Consider the following 19,733-nt stretch of genomic DNA (forward strand, 5'->3'; position numbering starts at 1 on the left):
GCATGGCACCGCAGTGGGCCAACCGCGCGGCAAGTGCCGAAGCCGCGGTCTCCGCACGCTATTTCGCACGATTGTGGGCGATGCCCGCCACCCAGCTCGGCATCGTGGCGTTTCCGGCGACACCGCGCAACCGCAGGTTCGGCGACTGGAATTACTGGTGGCAGTCGCACCTATTGGATTGCCTCGTCGACGCACACGTGCGTGACCCGCAGCCGCGCCGCCGCGCCCGCATCGTCGCACAGCTGCGCGGGCACCGCCTGCGCAATCGTGGGCGCTGGACGAACAACTATTACGACGACATGGCATGGCAGGCGCTTGCGATCGAACGTGCCGCCAGGCTCGTCGGGATCGAACGCCGGCGCGCCCTGCGCACGTTCGCCAAGCAGTTCGCCCGCGCGTGGCTGCCGGAACTCGGTGGCGGCATTCGGTGGCGCAAGGAGGATTACTTCTTCAACGCTCCTGCCAACGGGCCCGCGGGAATCTTTCTCGCACGCCATTCAGAGCTGCGTCAGGCCCAGATGATGGCGGACTGGATCGACGAGACGCTGGTGGACCCGGAGACGAACCTGATCTTCGACGGGATCCGGGACGGCGCGGTGCTCCGCGACCTGTACACCTACTGCCAGGGCGTCGTGCTCGGGTTGGAGACCGAACTCGCGGTGCGCACCCGCGACGACCGGCACGCGCCGAGGGTGCACCGGCTGGTCGCCGCGGTGGCCGAGCACATGGCGCCGGGCGGTGTGCTGGCGGGGCGCGGAGGCGGCGACGGCGGTCTGTTCAGCGGCATCACCGTTCGGTACCTGGCCCTTGTCGCGACGGCGCTGCCGGGCGCCACCGCCGAGGATGTCGCGGCTCGGGAGACGGCGAACAAGCTGGTGATGGTCTCGGCGCAGTCGGCGTGGGAGAACCGCCAGACTGTCGACGGGCTGCCGGTGTTCGGACCGGACTGGGACCGCGTCGCTGAAGTCCCCACCGCGGATGTCCCCGAGCGAGACCTGTCCGTGCAGTTGTCCGGATGGATGCTGATGGAAGCCGCGCACCAACTGTCCGCGCGATGAGCCGAAAAACACGCTCGTCAACAGCCTGACCGGGATTGTTTGAAAAGGATATATTCAGGCCGTGATCAGCGGCAGCTCGCTGACGGGGCGGGATGAGGAACTGGCCTTTATCGGTCGCACACTCACTTCGTCCGGCAAACACACCGGTGTGGTCATCGTCGGCGCCGCGGGCGTGGGGAAGACCACGCTTGCCCGGGAAGTGTTGGCCCGCGCCGAAACTGGTGGTGATCGCACCGACTGGATCGTCGGCACCGAATCCGCGCGTTCGCTTCCGCTCGGGGCATTTGCGTCGTCGCTGGGCGGCGCGATGTCCGAACCCCTGCCCGACGTCCGCCGCATCATCAATTCCTTTGTCGCGCACCAGTTGCGGGGGCGCGCACTGATCGGCGTCGACGATGCCCACCTGCTCGACGGATTGTCGGCGCATGTCGTGCACCAACTGGCGCACTCGAGAGGCGCCCGTTTGGTCGTCACAGTGCGCCGCGGAGCCGACGAGCCCGACGCGGTGACGGCGCTGTGGAAGGACGGCCTGCTGGCCCGCCTTGACCTCGAGCCGCTGTCCGAGGCGGCAACACGCGCGGTGATGGAGGCGCAGCTCGGCGGCCCGGTGCACACGCGCAGCGCACGCCGATTCTGGAAGCTCACGGGGGGCAATGCGCTGTTCCTGCATCAGCTGATCAAGGACCAGGCCGCGGCGGGCAGGCTGCGTCGGGTGGCCGGCGTCTGGATGGCCGACGAGGGCGCTGCGACGTCGCCCAGTGTCACCGACATCGTCGGTCGTGAAATGGGGCGGCTGAGCCCGGGAGTCGCGACGGTCGTCGACGTCCTTTCGCAGGCCGAGCCACTCGGGGTCGACGTGCTGTGTGACTTGGTCCGCCGCCGCGATCTGGAGCAGGCCGAACACCAGCGCCTGGTCGCTGTGGAGCGCACAGCCGGCGCGTTGATGGCCCGCCTGGCGCATCCCCTGTTCGGGGAGATCCGCCGTGGCGCCGCTGGCGAAATGTATCTGTCCAAGATCCGCGGAAAACTCGCCACCCGGTTGGGCAAGGACGGAGACCGCGACATCTACGCCACTGTTCGCCGCGCGCTGCTGACGCTCGAATCGGATCTGCCGCCCGAACCCGATTTGTACGTCGACGCCGCGCGGTCTGCGATGACGTTGCTCGACCTTGATCTCGCGGACCGGTTCGGCCGTGCCGCGGCCGACGCCGGCGCGAGCGAGGCGCAGGGGATCGTCGCGATGAACCTCGTGATGCTCGGGCGTGGGCAGGAAGCCGAAGATGTGCTGTCGGCGATGACTTTCAGCGACGCTGACGAACGCCACTTTTGGGCGACGGTGCGGGCGGCGAACCTGACCTGGATGTTGAGCAGGCCCGCGGATGCGGCCGACATCCTCGCCCGCCTCGCTGCAACGGCGGAGTCCGAGAATCAGATCGCGGAACGCGAGGCCGTCGAGGCGTGCGTGGACGCGGTGTTTGCGCGGTGCCGCAGTGCTACGCAAAAGACAAGAGCGGCATTGGATTCGGGCGCCCTGTCGGATTTCCACGCGATGTTGGCGTCGCTCGCGTTGACGATGGCGATGGGCGCGCTCGGCGACGTAGATGGCCTGGTCGAGGTCGCGGACACCGCACTGCGCCGCGCGACGACCTCCTTCCAGGCGTCGCCCATGAGGTTCTGGTACGCCGGCGTGTACGCCCGTGCGTGCCGACTGACGGGCAGGATCGAAGAATTCGTCGCGACGGCACAGAGGCTGGCCGACGATGCGCGCGATGTTCCTGGTGTCGCATACGCCAACCTGGCGCTGCTGTCGGGCAACGCCGCGCTGGTGCGCGGCGACGTGTCGAGCGCGGTTCGCCTCCTTCGCGAGGCGCTGGCGGGAGCTGAGAGTCACAGTGTGACAACCGGTTTGCGCGCGGCTAGTTGTTTCGCGCTGGCCGAGGCGTACGCGAAGCTTGGCCTCGACAGTGCCGCCCGAGAGGCACTCGCCGCAGTGCGCGTGCCCGACGACTACCTGTACATGCACACCGGGTACGCCGTCGCCAAGGGGTGGGCGCTGGCGGCCGCTGGTTCCCTGTCAGAGGCCGTCGCCGTGGTCGCCGCAGCCGCGCAGGACGCCCGGGATCGCGACCAGCCGACGCACGAACTCGTGTGTTTTCAGGCGGCGGCCCAGTGGGGCGATGGGTCCGGTGCCGTGCGCGCGCGGGAGCTGGCCGACGCGCTCGATCTGCCGTTCTCGGACATCATCGCCCGGTACACCGAATCGCTGAAGTCCGCTGACGGCGAGGGATTGCTCGCGGTGGCGAACGACTATCGCGCCCTCGGTGACCGGGCGACGGCGGCCGACGTGGCCGCGCAGGCTGCTGCAGTCTTCACGCGGGGGCAGCGTCGGAGCCGGGGACTCTACGCGGCGGCGATCGCGCAACAGCTCGCTGAAGAATGCGGCGGACTGCAAACTCCTGCGCAGCGCAGCCCCCTCGGTGTCCCGCTGACAGGGCGGCAGCGCGACGTCATCGAGCTCGTCGTCGCGGGGTTGTCGAATCGTGAGATCGCAGACCGGCTTGTGATGTCGGTGCGCACAGTCGAGGGCCATGTGTACCGGGCCTGTCAGCGCGTCGGTGCGCAGACCCGCGAGCAACTCGCCGCGATCATCAGGGGCGGGTGACGGCGTAGCCCCGCGCCGGATATACGCGCAATCGCTGATGTTCGCGGTACGCACGACCTACAAGCTGGCTAGCATGAGCGAACCGCGGGCCGAGGCGCCCCCTGTGAACTGGAGCGACCTGAGCATGAGCGGGCTGCTGCCGACGGGAACAGTGACGTTGCTGCTTGCCGACGTCGAGGGATCGACGCGGCTCTGGGAGACCCAGCCCGACGAGATGTCCGCGGCCTTCGGGCGTCTGGATCGAGCCTTGGCCGAGGCGGTCGCGGCCCATGACGGGGTGCGGCCTGTGGAGCAGGGCGAGGGCGACAGCTTCGTCGTCGCATTCGCACGGGCGAGCGACGCCGTGGCATGTGCCTTGGAACTGCAGCGGGCGCCCGTCGCGCCGATCCGCCTGCGGATCGGCTTGCACACCGGTGAGATTCAGCTGCGCGACGAGGGAAACTACATCGGCTCGACGATCAATCGCACGGCGCGTCTGCGTGACTTGGGGCATGGTGGCCAGACACTGTTGTCCGGCGCGACAGAGGATCTGGTGTTCGACAGGCTGCCTGGTGACGTATGGCTGATGGACCTCGGCAGCCATGAGTTGCGTGATGTCTCCCGGCCGGAGCGTGTGCTGCAGCTCTGCCACCCGGATCTTCGCAACGAGTACCCTCCACTGCGAACAGCGAAAGCGGCTGCTGTCAGCAACCTGCCCGCTCAGCTGACGAGCTTCGTCGGGCGCAACGCACAGATAGCAGATGTCCGAAAACTGTTGGCCGACAGCAGGTTCGTGACGCTCACCGGCGCAGGAGGAGCCGGAAAGACACGACTCGCGATACAGATCGCGGCAGGCGTTGCGGGCGACGTCCGCGACGGCGTCTGGTATGTCGATCTCGCGCCGATCACACACCCCGCGGTCGTTCCGGTTGCGGTGGCCGGGGCGTTGGGCCTGCCAGATCAGCCTGGGCAGTCGACGACGGACGCCCTACTGCGGTTCGTCGGCGATCGTCAGATATTGATCGTGCTGGACAACTGCGAACATCTCCTGGATGCGACGGCGTCGCTGACCGTTGAGCTGTCTGGCGCGTGCCCCGCCGTCACGCTGCTGGCGACGAGCCGCGAACCGATCAGCGTGCCCGGCGAGGTGACGTACCCGGTTCCGTCGCTTTCGCTGGCGGACGAGGCCGTCGAATTGTTCACCGATCGAGCCCGTCGGGTCCGGCCGGACTTCGCGGTTACCGATGGCAACGTCACGACGGTGGCAGAGATCTGCCGACGGCTCGACGGCATGCCTCTTGCGATTGAACTCGCGGCGGCGCGGGTGCGGGCACTCTCGCTCGACGAGATCCTCGCCGGGCTGCACGATCGCTTCAGGCTATTGACCGGCGGGGCGCGAACCGCGGTGCGGCGCCAGCAGACTCTGCGTGCATCGGTGGATTGGTCGCATGCGCTACTGACCGAGCCTGAGCGGGTTCTGTTCCGTCGGTTGGCGGTATTCCTCGGTGGCTTCGACCTGGATGCCGCGCGCACCGTGGCCGCAGGCGCTGACGTGGAGCGCTATCAGGTTCTCGACCAGATCAGCCTGCTCGTCGACAAATCGCTTGTGGTCGCACAAGACTCCGGAGGCGCGACGCGATACCGAATGTTGGAGACCGTGCGTCAGTACGCACTCGAGAAGCTTTCAGAATCCGGTGAATCGGGCGACGTGCGCGGCCGCCACCGCGACCACTACACCGCGATGGCGGCTGTGTTCGACGCGCCTGCCGGCGCCGGCCATCTACAGCACCTCGTGCAGGCCGAACTCGAGATGGACAACCTGCGAGGCGCATTCGGGTGGAGCCTGGAGACCGACGATGTCGGTCGTGCGCTGGAGCTGGCGTCGTCCCTACAGCCGCTGTGGCTCAGTCGCGGCCGTATTCAGGAAGGGCTGGCCTGGTTGAAGACCGGGCTCGCCGCCGAGGGGGTGTCCGGCACGACGGTGTCAGCCGCGCCGCGGGTTCGAGCGCTTGCGGATTCGGCGACTCTGTTCGCGTGGACCGGATTTATCGGCCCAAGCATTGAAGCGGAACAGGCACTGGCGGTGGCCCGCGAAATCGGCGATCCGACGCTGCTGATCCGCGCTTTGATGGCGAGGGGCACGACGAGTCCGTATGACGCCGAGCTGTCGGGTGAGTGCTTCGCCGAGGCCGCCCGGCTTGCTCGCGAGTCGGGCGATTCGTGGCGGCTCAGTCAGATTCTCAGCCGGCAGGCGGTCGCGGGGATGGTGGCGGGTGACCCAATGGCGGCTGACATCGCCGCGGACGAGGGGCTGCGCGTCGCCGGAACCATTGGGGATATGTTCTCGTCCCGCGAGTGCCGGTTCGCCCAATCGTGGGCGCGAACGTGTTTCGGCGACCTTGCGATGGTGGTCCCCCAGCTTGACGAGCTCATCCGTGAAACCGCCGCCGCACACGATGCTCTGTTGCTGGCATATTGCCTGAACCTGCTGGCCAACGTGCTCGCTTTCAGCGGTGATGCCGACGGCGCTCTGGCAGCGGCGAATGCCGCGCTGGACGGGTGCGCCGAGCTGGGCGACTACCCCGCAGGGGTGTGCTACACCGGGATCGCGACCGCATGTCTGGCCGCGGGCGATGGGGCGGGGTCCCGACAGGCAACCGAGTTGTCCCACGAGCGCACAGGACTCGCGACCGGCGCCGCGGGTATGTACGGCTGGACGGCGTTGGCGCCGTTGGCGTGTGGCGATCTCGCGGTGGCGCGCTGCTGGGCGGATGATGCCGCGTCGACGGCATCCGGCGCCTATTTGTCTTGGGCACTTCTGACTCGGTCGTACGTGGAGATCGCACAACAAGAGACGGAACCGGCTGAGCGTGACGCGTACGAAGCGCTGAGCATCGGCATAAGCTTTCGCGTAAAGCTCATCTTCCCAGACATTTTCGAGTGTCTCGCCGCCCTGGCGATCTCGGCGGGCAGTCACCGCGAAGCCGCCAGGCTCCTCGGCGCCGCCGAAGCGGCGCGGCGGCGGATGGGTTCGGTCCGTCTCAAGACACTCGACGCCGACCATGAGGCCCGCGTCGCGCGGCTTCGAGATGAGCTCGGCGAGAACGACTTCAACGAGGCTTGGGCAGAGGGTGCATCGTTGTCCGTCGAGGAGGCCGTCGCCTACGCACAACGCGGGCGTGGCGAACGCAAGAGGCCAACCGCGGGCTGGGCCTCGCTGACGCCGACGGAGCTCGACGTAATCCGGCTCGTCAGCGAGGGACTCGCGAACAAGGACATTGCCACAAGGCTTTTCATCTCACACCGGACAGTGCAGACCCACCTCACCCACGTCTACACCAAGCTCGGCCTGAAATCCCGCGTTCAGCTGGCCCAGGAAGCAGCGCGCCACGGCTGATCAAGCGCTCTCTGCTTCGTCACCGCCAGTCTCATCCCTAAGCATTCGCTCTGGGTGAAAGTATGTGTTGAAGCGGCGCTGGCCGGTGTCGAGATCCGGGGGCGGAATCCATTCTGTAGTACCGTCTTTGAGCTTACGCGTCGTCCAGCCGTCGTTGACGAGGCGGTTGTCAGGCCCGCAGCTCAGCGTGAGGTTGTCGATGTCGGTGGGCCCGCCTTTCGCCCAATCTTTGTTGACGTGATGCACCTGACACCACGCCCCAGGCACGGTGCAACCTGGTCGCGTACACCCGCGTTCGGTGGCGAAGAGCACCAGCCGCTGCGCCGGTGTGGCCAGCCGCGTGTCGCGGCCCCGGTAGAGCCGGCAGCGTTTCGGGTTGTCGAACAGCAGTAGGAAGTTGTAGGCCTGCCCGCCCATCCGGATCACATCGGTGATCGGCAGCGCGGTGCCGGTGGCGGTGGTGGCCGTCCCCGTCTTGGCTTGCAGGTCTTCGAGTTTGGCGGTGGCCACAATGGTGACCGGCAACCCCTGATGGGATCCGAGGTCGCCGGACATCAGCGTGGAGCGCGCCATCATGGCGAGCGCATCGTGGTTGCGCATCGCCGCCGAACGCACATCACCGGCCTTGGCTTCGTCGCAGGGTTCTCCGTCGACGGTCGGCTGTTCGTCGGCGAGGTTGCACATGCCCGGCGCGGCCCATTTGGCGAACGCCGCCTCCAGCGAGGCCCGTAGTTCGGGGGTGACATCGCCGCTGATGCGGCTCGTCCCGTCCGGGCGCTGGGGTCCTAGTTTGAGCCCGCGCCGCCGGGCCCGGTCCGCGTCGCTGAAGTTGCCATCCGGGTTCAGGATCAAGTCCAGGTGCTGCGCGAATTTGATCAGCTGGTCGGGGCGATAGGCTGCGGCGATCTCGGCCAGCTTGGCTTCGGCCCACACCTTGGCCGACTCGTCGACGAAGTGCGGCAGCCGCGCGAAGAACCCGCGGATCTCGTCCACGTGAGCAGAGCTGATCTCCCCGGCCGCCTGCCCGGCCGCGGTCGCCTGCAGCCGCGGCAACAGGGGCTCCCCGGTCAATGTCCGCCGCGGCCCCAGATCCGCCGCCTCCTCAATCCGGCGGGCGGCCTCGGCCGGAGTGATCCGCAGCGCATCAGCCAACGCGGTGCGCACCGACCCACCCACCTCCGCCACCGTGGCGTGCTCGGCCAACTCATTGATCGCCTCGTGGCGCAGCGCTGGCAGACAGCGCTCCAGGGTTTCGATGCACTGCAGCCAACGCATCTGCTGCGCGCTGGTGCGCGACTCGACCGGCACATCGGCGTGCACAGCCAGCTCATCCCAGGCGGCGCGGGCCTGCTCGAACGCGGTCGAACTCATACCACCAACGTAGCCACACCCACCGACAAGTTTGGCGACAAGCTATGGACTACAACCGAATTCGGGCCAAGTTATCCAAAGACCAGAACTTATCCACAGATTCACCACACGCCGAGATGCCAGCTCGGGTCGAATGCGACGGGCAGCGACGCCGGGCCGGTGATCCCGACGAGCGGCTTCCAGACCGACGGCCCTGCGTGGCGCAGATTGCGCATCCGTCGCGCCATCACCGTCAGCGCCTCAGCCAGCTCGCGCCGAGCCAGGTTCGCGCCCAGGCAGTAATGCGCGCCGGCACCGAAGGTCTGCATCGGCGCCGCCCCTTCCCGGGTGATGTCGAAGCGATCCGGCTCGTCGAACACGCTCGGGTCGCGATTGGCCGCCGCGGTACTGCACATCACGAACGTCCCTGCAGGGATGACCACACCCTCCAACTCGACGTCCTCCGTCGTGTAGCGCATTGCCCCGAAGATCACCGGGTAGAACCGCATGACTTCCTCAACCGCGTTCATCGCCAGCTCCGGGCGGTCAGCCAGAAGCGCCCATTGATCGGGGTGGTCGCAGAAAAGGTCGACCGCGGCCGCCAGCTGGTTGCGCGTCGTATCCGTGCCCGCCATCAATATCCCCACCGCCAGCATCCGGAGCTCCTCGCGTGACAGCCGGTCACCGTCGTGCTCGGCGCGGATCAGTTCGGAGATCAGGTCGTCGGTAAGCGAATTGCTCCGCTGGTCCACCATCTCGTCGACGTAGGCGTCCATCTCCGTCCACGCCATGAGGACGTCAGCCGCGTACTCGGCGGCGTTGAACGTGAAGAGCTTGAAGAACTCGTCTGCCCAGGCGGAGAACCGCCGCCAGTCCCCGCGCGGAGCGCCGAGCAGCGCGGAGATGATCGGCACCGGATACGGACGTGCGATGTCGTCGACGACGTCGCAGTGCCCCACCGTGGACAGCGGGTCGATGAGCTCGTTGATCACCGCCGTGATGGTGGCGTCGAGCCGTCCCACTGCGCGCGGCGTGAACGCCTTCGACACCAGGCGGCGCAGACGCGTGTGCTCGTCGCCGTTGATGCTGAGCAGGCTGGTGACCACGCGATCCCACAACGGCCCGGACGTGATGCTCTGGGCTTCCAGGCCGAGCCCCGGCGGCGGGCAGAACCGGTGATCCCGCAGCGTCGTGCGGACCATCTCGTAACTCAGAACCTCGGGGCCGTGCGCACCCATCGCGATGGGTGCCTGCTCGAGGGCCTTCTGGATATTCCGGTGCGCCTCATAGGGATCCGACGCCTGTTCGTACTCGACGGTCGGCAGATCGGCTTCGAACACCGTCGGACAACGCGGGCGGGCAGTGGCGACGATCATGATGATCTCCTCCCGGTGGGACGATCACCATGCTCTGGCCGGGCAAGCGAGGCCGATAGCGTAGTCAGCTACTCGACTAGTAAAGAGATTGATCAGTGATGACACCGTTGAGGCGTGACTCGCTGATCTTGGCTGCGATCCTCGGTTTGGCGGCAGCGTTGCGCCTCGTCGGTCTGCCCAGTCGCGGAACATGGGACGACGATCAGGGCTACGCCCTCTTGGACATGTTGCACTGGGTGCGCGACGGCCAGGTGCCGTTGATCGGACCGGTGAGCTCCATCGGTACCGCCCATCACGGGGTCGGGTTCTACTGGATCCTGGCGCCGAGCGCGTTTCTCACGGACGCCGATCCCGTCGCGGCCGCGGCAACGCTGGCCGTCGTCGGCGTCGCAGGCGTCGCCGCGACGTGGTGGCTCGGCCGAACTGTGCGCGGACCGCTCGCCGGGCACGTCGCCGGGCTGGCCATGGCTGTGAGTCCGTCGGCAATCAGTGCGTCGACCTTCGTCTGGAACTCCAACATCGTCGGTCCCGCAGCGGCTCTCGCGACGGCGGCCGGTTGGCACGCGTGGCGGACGCGCCGGGCTCGCTGGTGGTTGGTGGCAGCCGTCGGCACACTCTTCATGCTGCAGGGCCACTTGCTCGCTGCAGTGGCCGTGCCGCCGGTTCTCGTTCTGCTCCTTGCGGACGTCTGGCGCCGACCCCGTCCGGACCGTCCGAAGATGCTGGTTCCCGCGGCGGGGTTCGTGGCCATCATCGCCGCAGGATATGTGCCGCTGCTGGTCTACGAGCTGCGCAATAACTTTCACGAAATAGCTTCTATCAGAAGATATTTCGCTGAACCTGGCGTGCCAGGCGGTCCGCCCTTGATCCTTCGGCCGCTGATCGTGCTGTGGCGAATCGAGGTCTGGCCGGTGGCCGGGCCGGTACCTTCGGCCTTGCTCGGCGGCTTGCCGGCAGCGATCCTGGCGATCGCCGCACTCGTCGCCGCAGCCACCGGAACCCGCCAAATATCAAGAACTTTCGGTCGGTGGGCGGTTGCGACGGTCGCCTGGGCAGTGCTGGGATTAACCATCATCTCGCCTGGGCTCGCGATGTTCACGCCCGGCTTACCGAATGATCAGTACCACGCGTGGCTGGATCCTATAGTTTTCGCCGCCATCGGGGTGGCAGCGACCCGGCTGGCGGAGGAAGTAAGGGCGCCCGTCGGACGGACCTCGGCTGCCGCGGTTGTTGTTGGCTGCGTTGCTCTTTCGATCGCTTCGCTGCCGCCGCTCTCCTCACCGGACGGTGGTTGGCCGCAGGCGGCGGCGACGGCTGCGCGTGTTCGCGCTGAGTCTAATGGCCAGCCGATATCCGTGGCCGGCGTCGCCAAGAGCGGGGCGGCCCTGGCCTTTCCGCTCACCCGCAACGGCCCGCCGGTCACGCAGGTGTCGGGCAGCGCAGTGCTCGTCGTCACGTGTGACCGGCTGTTCGAGCGCTCGATCGGGGCTGCGTGCGGTGGCCCGGCTGAAATGGAGGTTGCGCGGCGACTGGGCTTTCCGGTTGCCCGGTTTGTCGACCGGATCGAGGACGGTCCACGGCGGGTGATCTGTGTTTTCGCGCGACAGTAAGTGTCGCGACGCGCTAACTCGACTGCTCAGGCAGCGGGTCTTCCTGAGGCTCGGGCTCTGGTTCGCGGTTGCGCCGGTTCAACAGCCCGCGTCCGACCGAGATGAATGCGGGCAGCAGGGATATCAGCGCGATCCCCAAGACCACCAGCTCGACGTGGTTCTTGACGAAGCTGACATTGCCGAGAAAGAAACCCAGGAGCACGACACCTGCGCCCCACGCGATGCCGCCGATGATGTCGAAACCAAGGAACACCGGATACCGCATCTTGGACACCCCGGCAATGACCGGCGTGAACGTCCGCGCGATCGGTACGAAGCGAGCGAGGATGATCGTGAAGGGTCCGTGTTTCTCGAAGAACTCGTGCGACTCGGTGACGTAGTGCTTCTTGAAGAAGCGTGAATCTTCCTTGGCGAACAATGCTGGGCCGATCCGCCGCCCGATGAAGTACGCGGTCTGGTCGCCTGCGATCGCGACGAGAGGCACCAGGATCAGCAGGGCCCAGATGGGGGGATTGCCCTCCGTCGCGGCGAAAACACCGCCGGTGAACAGCAACGTGTCCCCGGGAAGGATCGGAAACAGCAGACCGGTCTCGATGAAGACGATGACCAGGATCGCGGGAAGCACCGCGTACTCGAATACTCCGCCTTGGCCGATCCAGTACGTCGCACTCCAGAAATGTGGCAGCGCCACCAAGGTCGTGCTCATGGGCCCCCAACATACCGGTGCTGCCTGGCGCCGCTGCTGACGCGCATCCTCGTCAGACTCAAGTCTGAGGGAAATAACCGATTCGTCTCTGGCCGTTGACCGCTACTGTCACGAACATGATCGAACGCAATTCTCCGTTCAGCCTGCGCACCGTCGGCTGTGTCACGCTGTCCGCCGCGGTGTGCTGTGCGGCGCTGGCCGCATGCAGTCCCGCCAAGAACGCTGGCAACGGCAACAACAGCAGTACGCCGGCTGCCGGCGGATCGGACTCAGCGGCCGCCTCATCTGCTCCCGCATCGATCGATGCGTGCAAGCTTATTTCGGCCGATGACATCACGGCTCTGCTTGGTACGTCCGTCGAAGGAAAATCGACATCGAACAATCCGGAAGTCCCGGCGTGCTCATGGGAGAACCCCGAGAACTACGAATCAGTGTCACTGGAGATCGGCAATCCGGGCACCGCACCAAACAACACGCTGCCGCCGCCAGAGCCGGGCTTTCCCGATGTCGGAACTCCTCTGCCCGACGGGATGCGGTCACTGGGCGGCGGCCAGGTCGAGTTCGCGGCGGGCAACAGAAACAACAGCGTGCAGGTCGCGGTCCTCAAACTCTCCTCCGAAGAGGCCACGAACGCCGCCGTCGACCTTGCGAAGAAGGTCGGCCCGAAGATTCCCGAGTAGCGGAGCTCTGAGAGCGTCGCCGCTGCCGGTCAGTCGGGTGCGGCGCCGAACAGCGCGCCCAACCGCACAATCCTGAGATACTGCTCGATGGATCTGCGCCCCGGAAGGAAACCCCATGCCCATCGCCACGCCCGAGGTCTATGCCGAGATGCTGGGCCGCGCCAAGGAGCACGCGTTCGCTTTTCCGGCCGTCAACTGCACGTCCTCGGAGACCATCAACGCCGCGTTGAAAGGCTTCGCCGACGCGGGCAGCGACGGCATCATCCAGTTCTCGACGGGCGGCGCCGAGTTCGGCTCGGGCCTCGGGATCAAGGACATGGTGATCGGAGCCGTCGCGCTCGCCGAGTTCGCGCACGTCGTCGCCGACAGCTACCCCATCACGGTCGCGCTGCACACTGACCATTGCCCGAAAGACAAGCTCGATACCTACGTCAGGCCGTTGCTGAAGATCTCCGAGCGGCGGGTTTCGAAGGGGCGGCCCCCGCTGTTCCAGTCGCACATGTGGGACGGTTCGGCGGTGCCGCTGGCCGAGAACCTCACGATCGCCAGGGAGCTGCTGAAGGATGCCGCGGCGGCGAAGATCGTGCTCGAGATCGAGATCGGCGTGGTCGGCGGCGAGGAGGACGGCGTCGAGGCGGAGATCAACGAGAAGCTGTACACCACTCCCGAAGATTTCGAGAAGACCGTCGACGCGCTCGGCACGGGCGAGAACGGCAAGTATCTGCTGGCGGCGACATTCGGGAATGTGCACGGCGTGTACAAGCCCGGCAACGTAAAGCTGCGTCCTGACGTGCTGGCGGTCGGGCAGAAGGTGGCCGCGGCCAAGCTCGGGCTGCCCGGCGACGCCAAGCCGTTCGACTTCGTGTTCCACGGCGGCTCGGGCTCGCTGAAGTCTGAGATCGAGGAGGCACTGCAGTACGGCGTGGTGAAGATGAACGTCGACACCGACATGCAATATGCGTTCACCCGTCAGGTCGTGGGGCACATGTTCACCAACTACGACGGGGTCCTCAAAGTGGACGGCGAGGTCGGCAACAAGAAGGTCTATGACCCGCGCAGCTATATGAAGAAGGCCGAAGCCGGCATGAGCGAGCGCGTCGTCGAATCCTGTAACGACCTGCACTCCGCGGGTCGCTCGGTGAGCGCCTAGGCGACCGGTCCCTCGCAGATCTTCCAGCGCCCGTCGAGGAACTGGAGATCGAAGCTGCGCGTCGAACGGACCTGCGGCTGATACGCCATGAACGTGGTGACGTTCGCTTCGGCGTGCTGGTCGTTGACGATGACCTGGTCGATGCTCGCGACCACGGGATACTGCTTGGCCGCTGAGATCCGCGGATAGGCCGTCGACCAGGCGTCGTCGCTGTAGCTGACGTACTTGGTGCGGGTGTTGCCGCACGTAATGCCCCGCAGCTGGGCAAGATCACCCTTCTGGATCGCCGTGTCGAAGTCCTGGATGGCCTGGCGGACCTGGTCCTCCGGGGACGACGACGACGAGTTCTTCTTGGTCAGCCATATCGTGCCGAAAATGGCCGCCGCGGCGAGCACGCCGAGCACCACAATCATCAGCAGCACCAGCCCGAGCACCATGCCCCAGCTGCGATGCCGGCCGGGATTCGGCGGAATCGCTTGCGGTGTGGCGACTCTCGAACCGGCGGTCTCGCGGGGTGGAGGCGTGCCAATGACCTCGGTTGCCGGGTCCATCGGAGACTTGATGATCTCGGTGGACCTGACGTCGAATCCCGACGGCGCGCTGTACCGACGCTCGGGCGGCTCGTCCGCTTCGGGCATGGACCCCAGCATCACTTCGGTGGGCTCGGCCGACTCGAACTCCGGCTCCGGCGCCTTGTCGATCGCCTCCGTGGGCTGGTCGGACTCCGGATGGTCTGGCTCGGGTGGGTGCCCCGACGGGTGCGACATACGAGGTGCTGTCCTCCGTTCGTGAAGAGCGCGATGGTGCGCTCTCACGGAAGCTTATCGACCGAGGCTACTGCTGTGCTGTGCCGTGAGAGCCGCACGGCACAATAGTCGCCATGACATCCTTCGGCGACTTGATGGGACCCGATCCAGTCCTCTTACCAGGTGATCCGGCGGCGGAAGCGGAGTTACGGGCCGGAGAAAAGCCCGCCGTCGTCGCGGCCGCTCATCCCGCGGCGTCGGTGGCGTGGGCACAGCTTGCCGAGGATGCGTTGGCCGAGGACAAAGCGATCACTGCGTATGCCTATGCCAGGACCGGTTACCACCGGGGGCTGGACCAGCTTCGCCGCAACGGCTGGAAGGGCTTCGGCCCAGTGCCGTGGGAACACGAACCCAACCGGGGATTCTTGCGCTGCGTCGGGGTGCTCGCACATGCCGCCGAAGACATCGGGGAGACCGACGAGTACCACCGCTGCCTCGACCTTCTCGACGACTGCGATCCCGCGGCCCGCGGCCACCTCGGCTTCGGCTAGCCGTCGTCGCCCGCAGCTGTGCGCGCCGCGGGGCAGGTGCCGTCCGGGCGCCCGCACGCAGTCGGATCGCACATCCGGCACAGCGCGCCGCCGCTCGGCTGGCCGCCCTCGCTGCGTACAGCGAGCCGCGCCGACGTCAGGTTCGCGATCAGGACTTCGCAGATTGCACTCAGCTGGCCCCGTTCGCGCTCGGTGAGACCGGACACGGCCGCGGCGATCGCATCGTGCCGTTCGCTTCGGATCCGCCGCGCGAGCGTCTGCCCTCGGCGCGTGAGTTTGACGGCGAGCGTTCGCGCGTCAACCCCCGGCGCGCGCTCGACGAAGCCTGCGTCAGCGAGCCGGTTGACCAGGCGAACCGCGCCGGAGTGGCTGACGCCGATGAACTGACTCAGGCGCTGCACTGAACCTGACCGGGCGAGATCGAGCAGCCCGACGAGCGCGGCGGCCGCCGAGGCGTCAAGCCCGTTGGCCAGCGCCACGTCGCCCACCGTCGCGTCGGTGAGGCCAAGCGCGGCGGCGCCCACCAGATTGATCAGCCGGTCATCAGCGCCAGGGTTGACCATTGCCCTCCAATGTGATTCAGTCAGATATATGACTCAATCATATATTGCTGAAGTGGAAATCGAAGTGAACGCAACGCCGGCTGAGGTGTGGACCGCGCTCACCGATCCCGAGTTGATCGCCAAGTACTTCTTCGGTACGCAGGTGCAGACCGACTGGCAGCCCGGCAGCCCGATCGTGTGGAAGGGGGAGTATCAGGGCAATAAGTACGAGGACAAGGGCGAAATACTTGAGGTTCAACAGAATCGGCTTCTGCGCTTCACGCACTTCAGCCCGATGACGGGGCAGCCCGATGAGCCGCAGAACTATCACACCCTGACCTATGAGCTCGACGACCGTGACGGCCGGACACACGTTTCGCTCAGTCAGGACAACAACGCCAGCGCCGAGGAGGCCGAACACTCGACCGCGAATTGGGAGACGGTGCTGAAGGGGCTCAAAGAGACAGTCGAGGCTTAGCGGGCTACCAGTCCGAGTCGGCCTGCTGGCATTCCTCGGCGTTCTCGGGCGGCTCCACCTGCACTGTCGCATGTTCCACGCCCCGCGCTGCGAGCACTGCCCGCGCGTCTTCGAGCACCCGGGCAGAATCGGCGCAGCTGGTCAGATGTGCCGTGGCCATGTCCTTGCCCGGCACCAGTGTCCAGACATGCAGGTCGTGCACGTCGATGACGCCGTCGACGGCCGCGAGCGCGCCCCGCAGCTCGTCGACATCGATATGGCTGGGCGAGGATTCGGACAAGATCCGCAATGCCGCCCGCGCCAATGAAATCGCCCTAGGCAGCACCCACAATGCAACGAGTACGGCGACGACGACGTCGGCGTACGGCCAGTGGGTGGTCACCGTCACCACACCGGCGATCAGGACGCCGACGCTGCCGACCGTGTCGGCGACCACCTCCATGTAGGCGCCCTTGACCGCAAGGCTCTCTTCGGAGCTCGAGCGCAAGAGCAGCACGACGATGGCGTTGGCGACAAGCCCGGCGAGCGCGACGATGATCATCGGCCAACCGGGCACATCTGGCGCGTGACCGAGGCGATCGATGGCCTCGTAGAGAATGAAAACCGAAACGCCAAGCAGCAGAACGGCATTGCCGACTGCAGTGAACACCTCGGCGCGATGCCATCCGTAGGTGCGCGCGGGTGACGCGCTGCCGCGACGGGCGAGCATGACGGCGGTAAGACCCATGAACAGCGCGACGAGGTCGGTCAGCATGTGGCCTGCGTCGGCGAGCAGCGCGATCGAATCGATCAGCAGCGCCGTCGTCAGCTCGACGATGAAGAAGACGGTGAGAATCGCTGCGGCGATGAGCATCCGCGACACGCGGGTGTCGGCCGCCCCGTGATCGTGGCCCGCTCCCATGGCTGCAATCTATGCGTGGTCACGCATATGTCGCAAGGCCTACGTCGTCAGAACCAGGCGGACCAGAACCGGGTCAACGAGAGGCCCAACCCCGCGAGGCGCGGATTCACGCCCGAAAGTGAGAACACCCACTCCACCAACGAGAAGAACGCGAAATTGACCGGCGGGATGAACAGCAGGACGAACAGGATCACAAAACCCCACTGCTTGGCCGGCGCGAGCGCTCGCTGAGTCTCGTAGCTCAGATGCGGCTCGAGCGCGCCGTATCCGTCGAGCCCAGGGATCGGCAGCAGATTCAGCAGGAGAGCCATGATCTGCAGGAGGCCGAGAAACGCCACACCGGACCAGAACACACCGTGATGCGTGTCGTAGTCGAAGAACACGGCTGTGAGCGTCAGCAGCACGACCGCCAGTACCGCGTTGGCGAAGGGCCCGGCCAAGCTCACGATCGTGCGCTGTTTCGGGGTCATCCAGCTGGTCCGCACGTAGACCGCGCCCCCGGGCAGGCCGATCCCCCCCAACAGGATGAACACCAGGGGAAGCACGATCGACAGCGCAGGATGCGAATACTTCAACGGGTTGAGGGTGAGGTAACCGCGTGCCTCGACGTCGCGGTCGCCAAAGCGCCACGCCGTGTAGGCGTGACCGAATTCATGTAGGCATAGCGAGACAACCCAGCCGGCCAGCACGAAGACGAAGACGCCGGCGTAGGCGAGAGCGGAACGCTCGTTGGTGGCGAACCACGCCATCACGCCGCCGCCGGCGGTGACGGCGACAATCGCAAAGAAGATCGGGCTGGGGCGCACCGCTTGCCGCATTGGGCGGATGTTCACTCCACAAAAGTACCTGACCAGCTAGGACGTGATGAGCGTCACGACGATGCGGCCCAGTTCCTCGCCCCGCTGCTCCTGCACGAAATGCCCGGCTCCGGCGATCGTCGCGTGCGGTTGACCAGCCGCTCCCGGCACTCTTTCCTGAAACACGCGCTCCCACCCTCGGGTCGGGGGATCGCCGTCGGAAAACGCGGTGAGAAACGGCTTGTGCCACTGTTCGAGCGCCGCCCAGGTAGCCCGTCCGATCGCGGCGCCGGGGTCGTTGCGAGTCAGCGGTATCAGCGCAGTGAACTGCCGCAAGCCGGCCTTGAACGACGGATCCGGGAACGGCGCGTCGTAGGCGGCGAGTACGTCGGCGGGCAACGAGCCGGCGACGGCGCCGACGAACCAGCTCGCGACGAGGTCAGGCGCACGAACGCAGAAGAGGAGGTAGTCGATCAGGGCTTCCTGATGGAGCACGCGGTCCTCGCCCACGCCGTGGTTGGCCCACGTGAGCTCGCCTGCCAGCGTGGGGTCGCAGGTGTGCAGGATGGTGTTGGTGGCCACGACGCGGGCGAAGCGATCCGGCTCACGGGCCAGCACGCTCAACCCGATCGGGCCGCCCCAGTCCTGCACGACGAGGGTGACCTCTCGCAGGTCCAGTCGCGTGATGAAGCTGTGCAGCCAGTCGATATGGCGCGCCATCGTGTAGTCCGTGCGTTCGGTGAGCTTGTCTGAGCGGCCGAAGCCGATGTGGTCGGGAGCGACTGCACGCAGCCCCGAATCAGCAAGCACGCCAATGACTTTGCGATACAGGTAGGACCAGGTGGGCTGGCCGTGCAGAAGCAGCACGACCGGGCCGCCCGGCGGTCCGGCGTCCACATAATGCATGCGGACGGGTGCGACGCCGTCGGCTTCGACGTCGACGTAGTGCGGTTCGAACGTGTAGCCGGGCAGTCCCGCGAATCGCTCGTCGGGAGTTCTCAGGACGGGCACGGTGTCATTGCTCCTTGCGTCCGCACGGTGTCATTGCACCAGAAGCCATCCCTTGACGTGCCGATAAAACGTCGACCGCTTGACCTCGCGATCCGACTTCACACCGTCGCGGCTGACCACCGCGCCGGTGGTGCCGAGTTGCGCGGCGCGGCCCGTCACCCACCGTTGGCGCCGGCCTTCTGTGGTCACCACGCTCGCGCGAAGCCCAGGCATTTCCGCCAGTGGCTCCACCCGCACCCAGCCGACGTCGCCGTAGAAGAGCGGGGTGTCGTCGACTACCGCCTCGCCGTGCAGCGGCCCGTCGGCGCCGCGCCACATCGCCGAGCCCACGATGACCTGCCCGGTGTCGTCGCGGATGAGCGGCACACGTGCGGCGGTGCCCTTCAGTGCCCGCCTGGCGCCCCGGCGTCCCACGGCGAGCCCGTATGCACGCGAGGCTGCCGAGCGACGTGGGGTCACGAATCCTATTTCGGTGCCCAGCGTTTCGGCGCGCAGCAGCGTCGTCACCACCGCCGCAAGGTCGGCGTCGGACCCGACGACGATGAGCCTCGAATGCTCGCCTGCCGCTCCCTCGATATCTGATGCGTCGACGACTGGCAGTCCGCGAAGTGGCCCGGGCGGGCGGTGCTGGTCGAAGACGAGCACGGCGAAGTCTGCTGTCAAAACGTCAACTCTGCTTAGGGAACCACCAGTAGTGGCTGGCCGGTATGTCGGCGGGCCGGTCGGCGGGATCGATCCG

The 19,733-nt window shown here is 66.5% G+C and carries 17 protein-coding genes; 8 read left to right on the plus strand and 9 right to left on the minus strand.

Translation table 11 applies throughout. From position 1 onward, the window contains the following. Window positions 1-2: 2 nt before the first annotated feature. From QOH60_RS11485 to QOH60_RS11495, 3 genes are all read left to right on the plus strand, one after another. Window positions 3-1,058 carry a glycoside hydrolase family 76 protein gene (locus QOH60_RS11485; protein WP_526420279.1) on the plus strand — a complete coding sequence of 352 codons (1,056 nt, stop codon included), beginning with the start codon at window positions 3-5 and terminating at the stop codon, window positions 1,056-1,058. Between the two features lie 61 nt (window positions 1,059-1,119). Beyond that, on the plus strand, window positions 1,120-3,720 hold the full coding sequence (locus QOH60_RS11490; RefSeq protein ID WP_526420282.1) for a helix-turn-helix transcriptional regulator: 2,601 nt from the start codon (window positions 1,120-1,122) through the stop codon (window positions 3,718-3,720). Window positions 3,721-3,793: 73 nt separating this feature from the next. Continuing rightward, the gene (locus QOH60_RS11495; protein WP_526420284.1) at window positions 3,794-7,096 is read left to right on the plus strand and encodes a helix-turn-helix transcriptional regulator; all 3,303 of its coding nucleotides are present in this window, start codon (window positions 3,794-3,796) and stop codon (window positions 7,094-7,096) included. Here the strand turns inward: QOH60_RS11495 and QOH60_RS11500 are convergent, their stop codons facing one another. Continuing rightward, complete coding sequence (locus QOH60_RS11500; RefSeq protein ID WP_526420286.1) at window positions 7,097-8,467, minus strand: HNH endonuclease signature motif containing protein; 1,371 nt, start codon at window positions 8,465-8,467, stop codon at window positions 7,097-7,099. It lies immediately after the preceding gene. 101 nt (window positions 8,468-8,568) lie between these two features. Continuing rightward, window positions 8,569-9,822 carry a cytochrome P450 gene (locus QOH60_RS11505; RefSeq protein ID WP_526420288.1) on the minus strand — a complete coding sequence of 418 codons (1,254 nt, stop codon included), beginning with the start codon at window positions 9,820-9,822 and terminating at the stop codon, window positions 8,569-8,571. Between the two features lie 98 nt (window positions 9,823-9,920). Between QOH60_RS11505 and QOH60_RS11510 the strand changes: the two genes are divergently transcribed. Further along, entirely contained in the window at window positions 9,921-11,432 is a 1,512-nt protein-coding gene (locus QOH60_RS11510) for a glycosyltransferase family 39 protein (RefSeq protein WP_526420290.1), read from the plus strand. Between the two features lie 13 nt (window positions 11,433-11,445). Here the strand turns inward: QOH60_RS11510 and QOH60_RS11515 are convergent, their stop codons facing one another. Then, entirely contained in the window at window positions 11,446-12,138 is a 693-nt protein-coding gene (locus QOH60_RS11515) for a VTT domain-containing protein (RefSeq protein ID WP_526420292.1), read from the minus strand. A gap of 116 nt (window positions 12,139-12,254) precedes the next feature. Between QOH60_RS11515 and QOH60_RS11520 the strand changes: the two genes are divergently transcribed. Both QOH60_RS11520 and fbaA read left to right on the plus strand, forming a co-directional pair. Further along, window positions 12,255-12,818, plus strand: a complete 564-nt coding sequence (locus QOH60_RS11520; protein WP_526420294.1) for a DUF3558 family protein — start codon at window positions 12,255-12,257, stop codon at window positions 12,816-12,818. Between the two features lie 115 nt (window positions 12,819-12,933). After that, entirely contained in the window at window positions 12,934-13,968 is a 1,035-nt protein-coding gene (gene fbaA, locus QOH60_RS11525; protein ID WP_526420296.1) for a class II fructose-bisphosphate aldolase, read from the plus strand. On the opposite strand, the gene QOH60_RS11530 is transcribed toward fbaA, so the two are convergent. Beyond that, the gene (locus QOH60_RS11530; protein ID WP_526420298.1) at window positions 13,965-14,735 is read right to left on the minus strand and encodes an Rv0361 family membrane protein; all 771 of its coding nucleotides are present in this window, start codon (window positions 14,733-14,735) and stop codon (window positions 13,965-13,967) included. The two genes, fbaA and QOH60_RS11530, sit on opposite strands and share 4 nt — an antisense overlap. A gap of 113 nt (window positions 14,736-14,848) precedes the next feature. Here QOH60_RS11530 and QOH60_RS11535 point away from each other — a divergent pair, with 113 nt between their 5' ends. Beyond that, window positions 14,849-15,265, plus strand: a complete 417-nt coding sequence (locus QOH60_RS11535; protein WP_526420300.1) for a DUF3151 family protein — start codon at window positions 14,849-14,851, stop codon at window positions 15,263-15,265. Here QOH60_RS11535 and QOH60_RS11540 read toward each other — a convergent pair. After that, window positions 15,262-15,828, minus strand: a complete 567-nt coding sequence (locus tag QOH60_RS11540) for a MarR family winged helix-turn-helix transcriptional regulator (protein WP_526420302.1) — start codon at window positions 15,826-15,828, stop codon at window positions 15,262-15,264. The two genes, QOH60_RS11535 and QOH60_RS11540, sit on opposite strands and share 4 nt — an antisense overlap. Window positions 15,829-15,880: 52 nt before the next feature. Between QOH60_RS11540 and QOH60_RS11545 the strand changes: the two genes are divergently transcribed. After that, complete coding sequence (locus QOH60_RS11545; RefSeq protein ID WP_526420304.1) at window positions 15,881-16,285, plus strand: SRPBCC family protein; 405 nt, start codon at window positions 15,881-15,883, stop codon at window positions 16,283-16,285. A 4-nt stretch (window positions 16,286-16,289) separates the two neighbouring features. On the opposite strand, the gene QOH60_RS11550 is transcribed toward QOH60_RS11545, so the two are convergent. The 4 genes from QOH60_RS11550 to QOH60_RS11565 are packed head-to-tail and all read right to left on the minus strand — an operon-like array spanning window position 16,290 to window position 19,657. Further along, window positions 16,290-17,186 (minus strand): cation diffusion facilitator family transporter, encoded by an 897-nt coding sequence (locus QOH60_RS11550; protein ID WP_526420306.1) that lies wholly within the window; start codon window positions 17,184-17,186, stop codon window positions 16,290-16,292. Window positions 17,187-17,233: 47 nt separating this feature from the next. After that, on the minus strand, window positions 17,234-18,019 hold the full coding sequence (locus tag QOH60_RS11555) for a site-2 protease family protein (RefSeq protein WP_526420308.1): 786 nt from the start codon (window positions 18,017-18,019) through the stop codon (window positions 17,234-17,236). Window positions 18,020-18,040: 21 nt separating this feature from the next. Next, entirely contained in the window at window positions 18,041-18,994 is a 954-nt protein-coding gene (locus QOH60_RS11560; RefSeq protein WP_526420310.1) for an alpha/beta fold hydrolase, read from the minus strand. Between the two features lie 30 nt (window positions 18,995-19,024). Beyond that, on the minus strand, window positions 19,025-19,657 hold the full coding sequence (locus tag QOH60_RS11565; protein ID WP_526420318.1) for a peptidase M50: 633 nt from the start codon (window positions 19,655-19,657) through the stop codon (window positions 19,025-19,027). Window positions 19,658-19,733 lie beyond the last annotated feature (76 nt).

It is taken from the genome of Mycobacterium sp. (assembly GCF_032159765.1).
GTDB lineage: Bacteria > Actinomycetota > Actinomycetes > Mycobacteriales > Mycobacteriaceae > Mycobacterium.

What these genes read in the sequence shown, in the direction of transcription:
- QOH60_RS11485 (WP_526420279.1), top strand. Translation starts at nt 3, where the DNA reads ATGGCACCGCAGTGGGCCAACCGCGCGGCAAGTGCCGAAGCCGCGGTC.
- QOH60_RS11495 (WP_526420284.1), top strand. Translation starts at nt 3,794, where the DNA reads ATGAGCGAACCGCGGGCCGAGGCGCCCCCTGTGAACTGGAGCGACCTG.
- QOH60_RS11500 (WP_526420286.1), bottom strand. Translation starts at nt 8,467, where the DNA reads ATGAGTTCGACCGCGTTCGAGCAGGCCCGCGCCGCCTGGGATGAGCTG.
- QOH60_RS11505 (WP_526420288.1), bottom strand. Translation starts at nt 9,822, where the DNA reads ATGATCGTCGCCACTGCCCGCCCGCGTTGTCCGACGGTGTTCGAAGCC.
- QOH60_RS11510 (WP_526420290.1), top strand. Translation starts at nt 9,921, where the DNA reads ATGACACCGTTGAGGCGTGACTCGCTGATCTTGGCTGCGATCCTCGGT.
- QOH60_RS11515 (WP_526420292.1), bottom strand. Translation starts at nt 12,138, where the DNA reads ATGAGCACGACCTTGGTGGCGCTGCCACATTTCTGGAGTGCGACGTAC.
- QOH60_RS11520 (WP_526420294.1), top strand. Translation starts at nt 12,255, where the DNA reads ATGATCGAACGCAATTCTCCGTTCAGCCTGCGCACCGTCGGCTGTGTC.
- fbaA (WP_526420296.1), top strand. Translation starts at nt 12,934, where the DNA reads ATGCCCATCGCCACGCCCGAGGTCTATGCCGAGATGCTGGGCCGCGCC.
- QOH60_RS11530 (WP_526420298.1), bottom strand. Translation starts at nt 14,735, where the DNA reads ATGTCGCACCCGTCGGGGCACCCACCCGAGCCAGACCATCCGGAGTCC.
- QOH60_RS11535 (WP_526420300.1), top strand. Translation starts at nt 14,849, where the DNA reads ATGACATCCTTCGGCGACTTGATGGGACCCGATCCAGTCCTCTTACCA.
- QOH60_RS11540 (WP_526420302.1), bottom strand. Translation starts at nt 15,828, where the DNA reads ATGGTCAACCCTGGCGCTGATGACCGGCTGATCAATCTGGTGGGCGCC.
- QOH60_RS11550 (WP_526420306.1), bottom strand. Translation starts at nt 17,186, where the DNA reads ATGGGAGCGGGCCACGATCACGGGGCGGCCGACACCCGCGTGTCGCGG.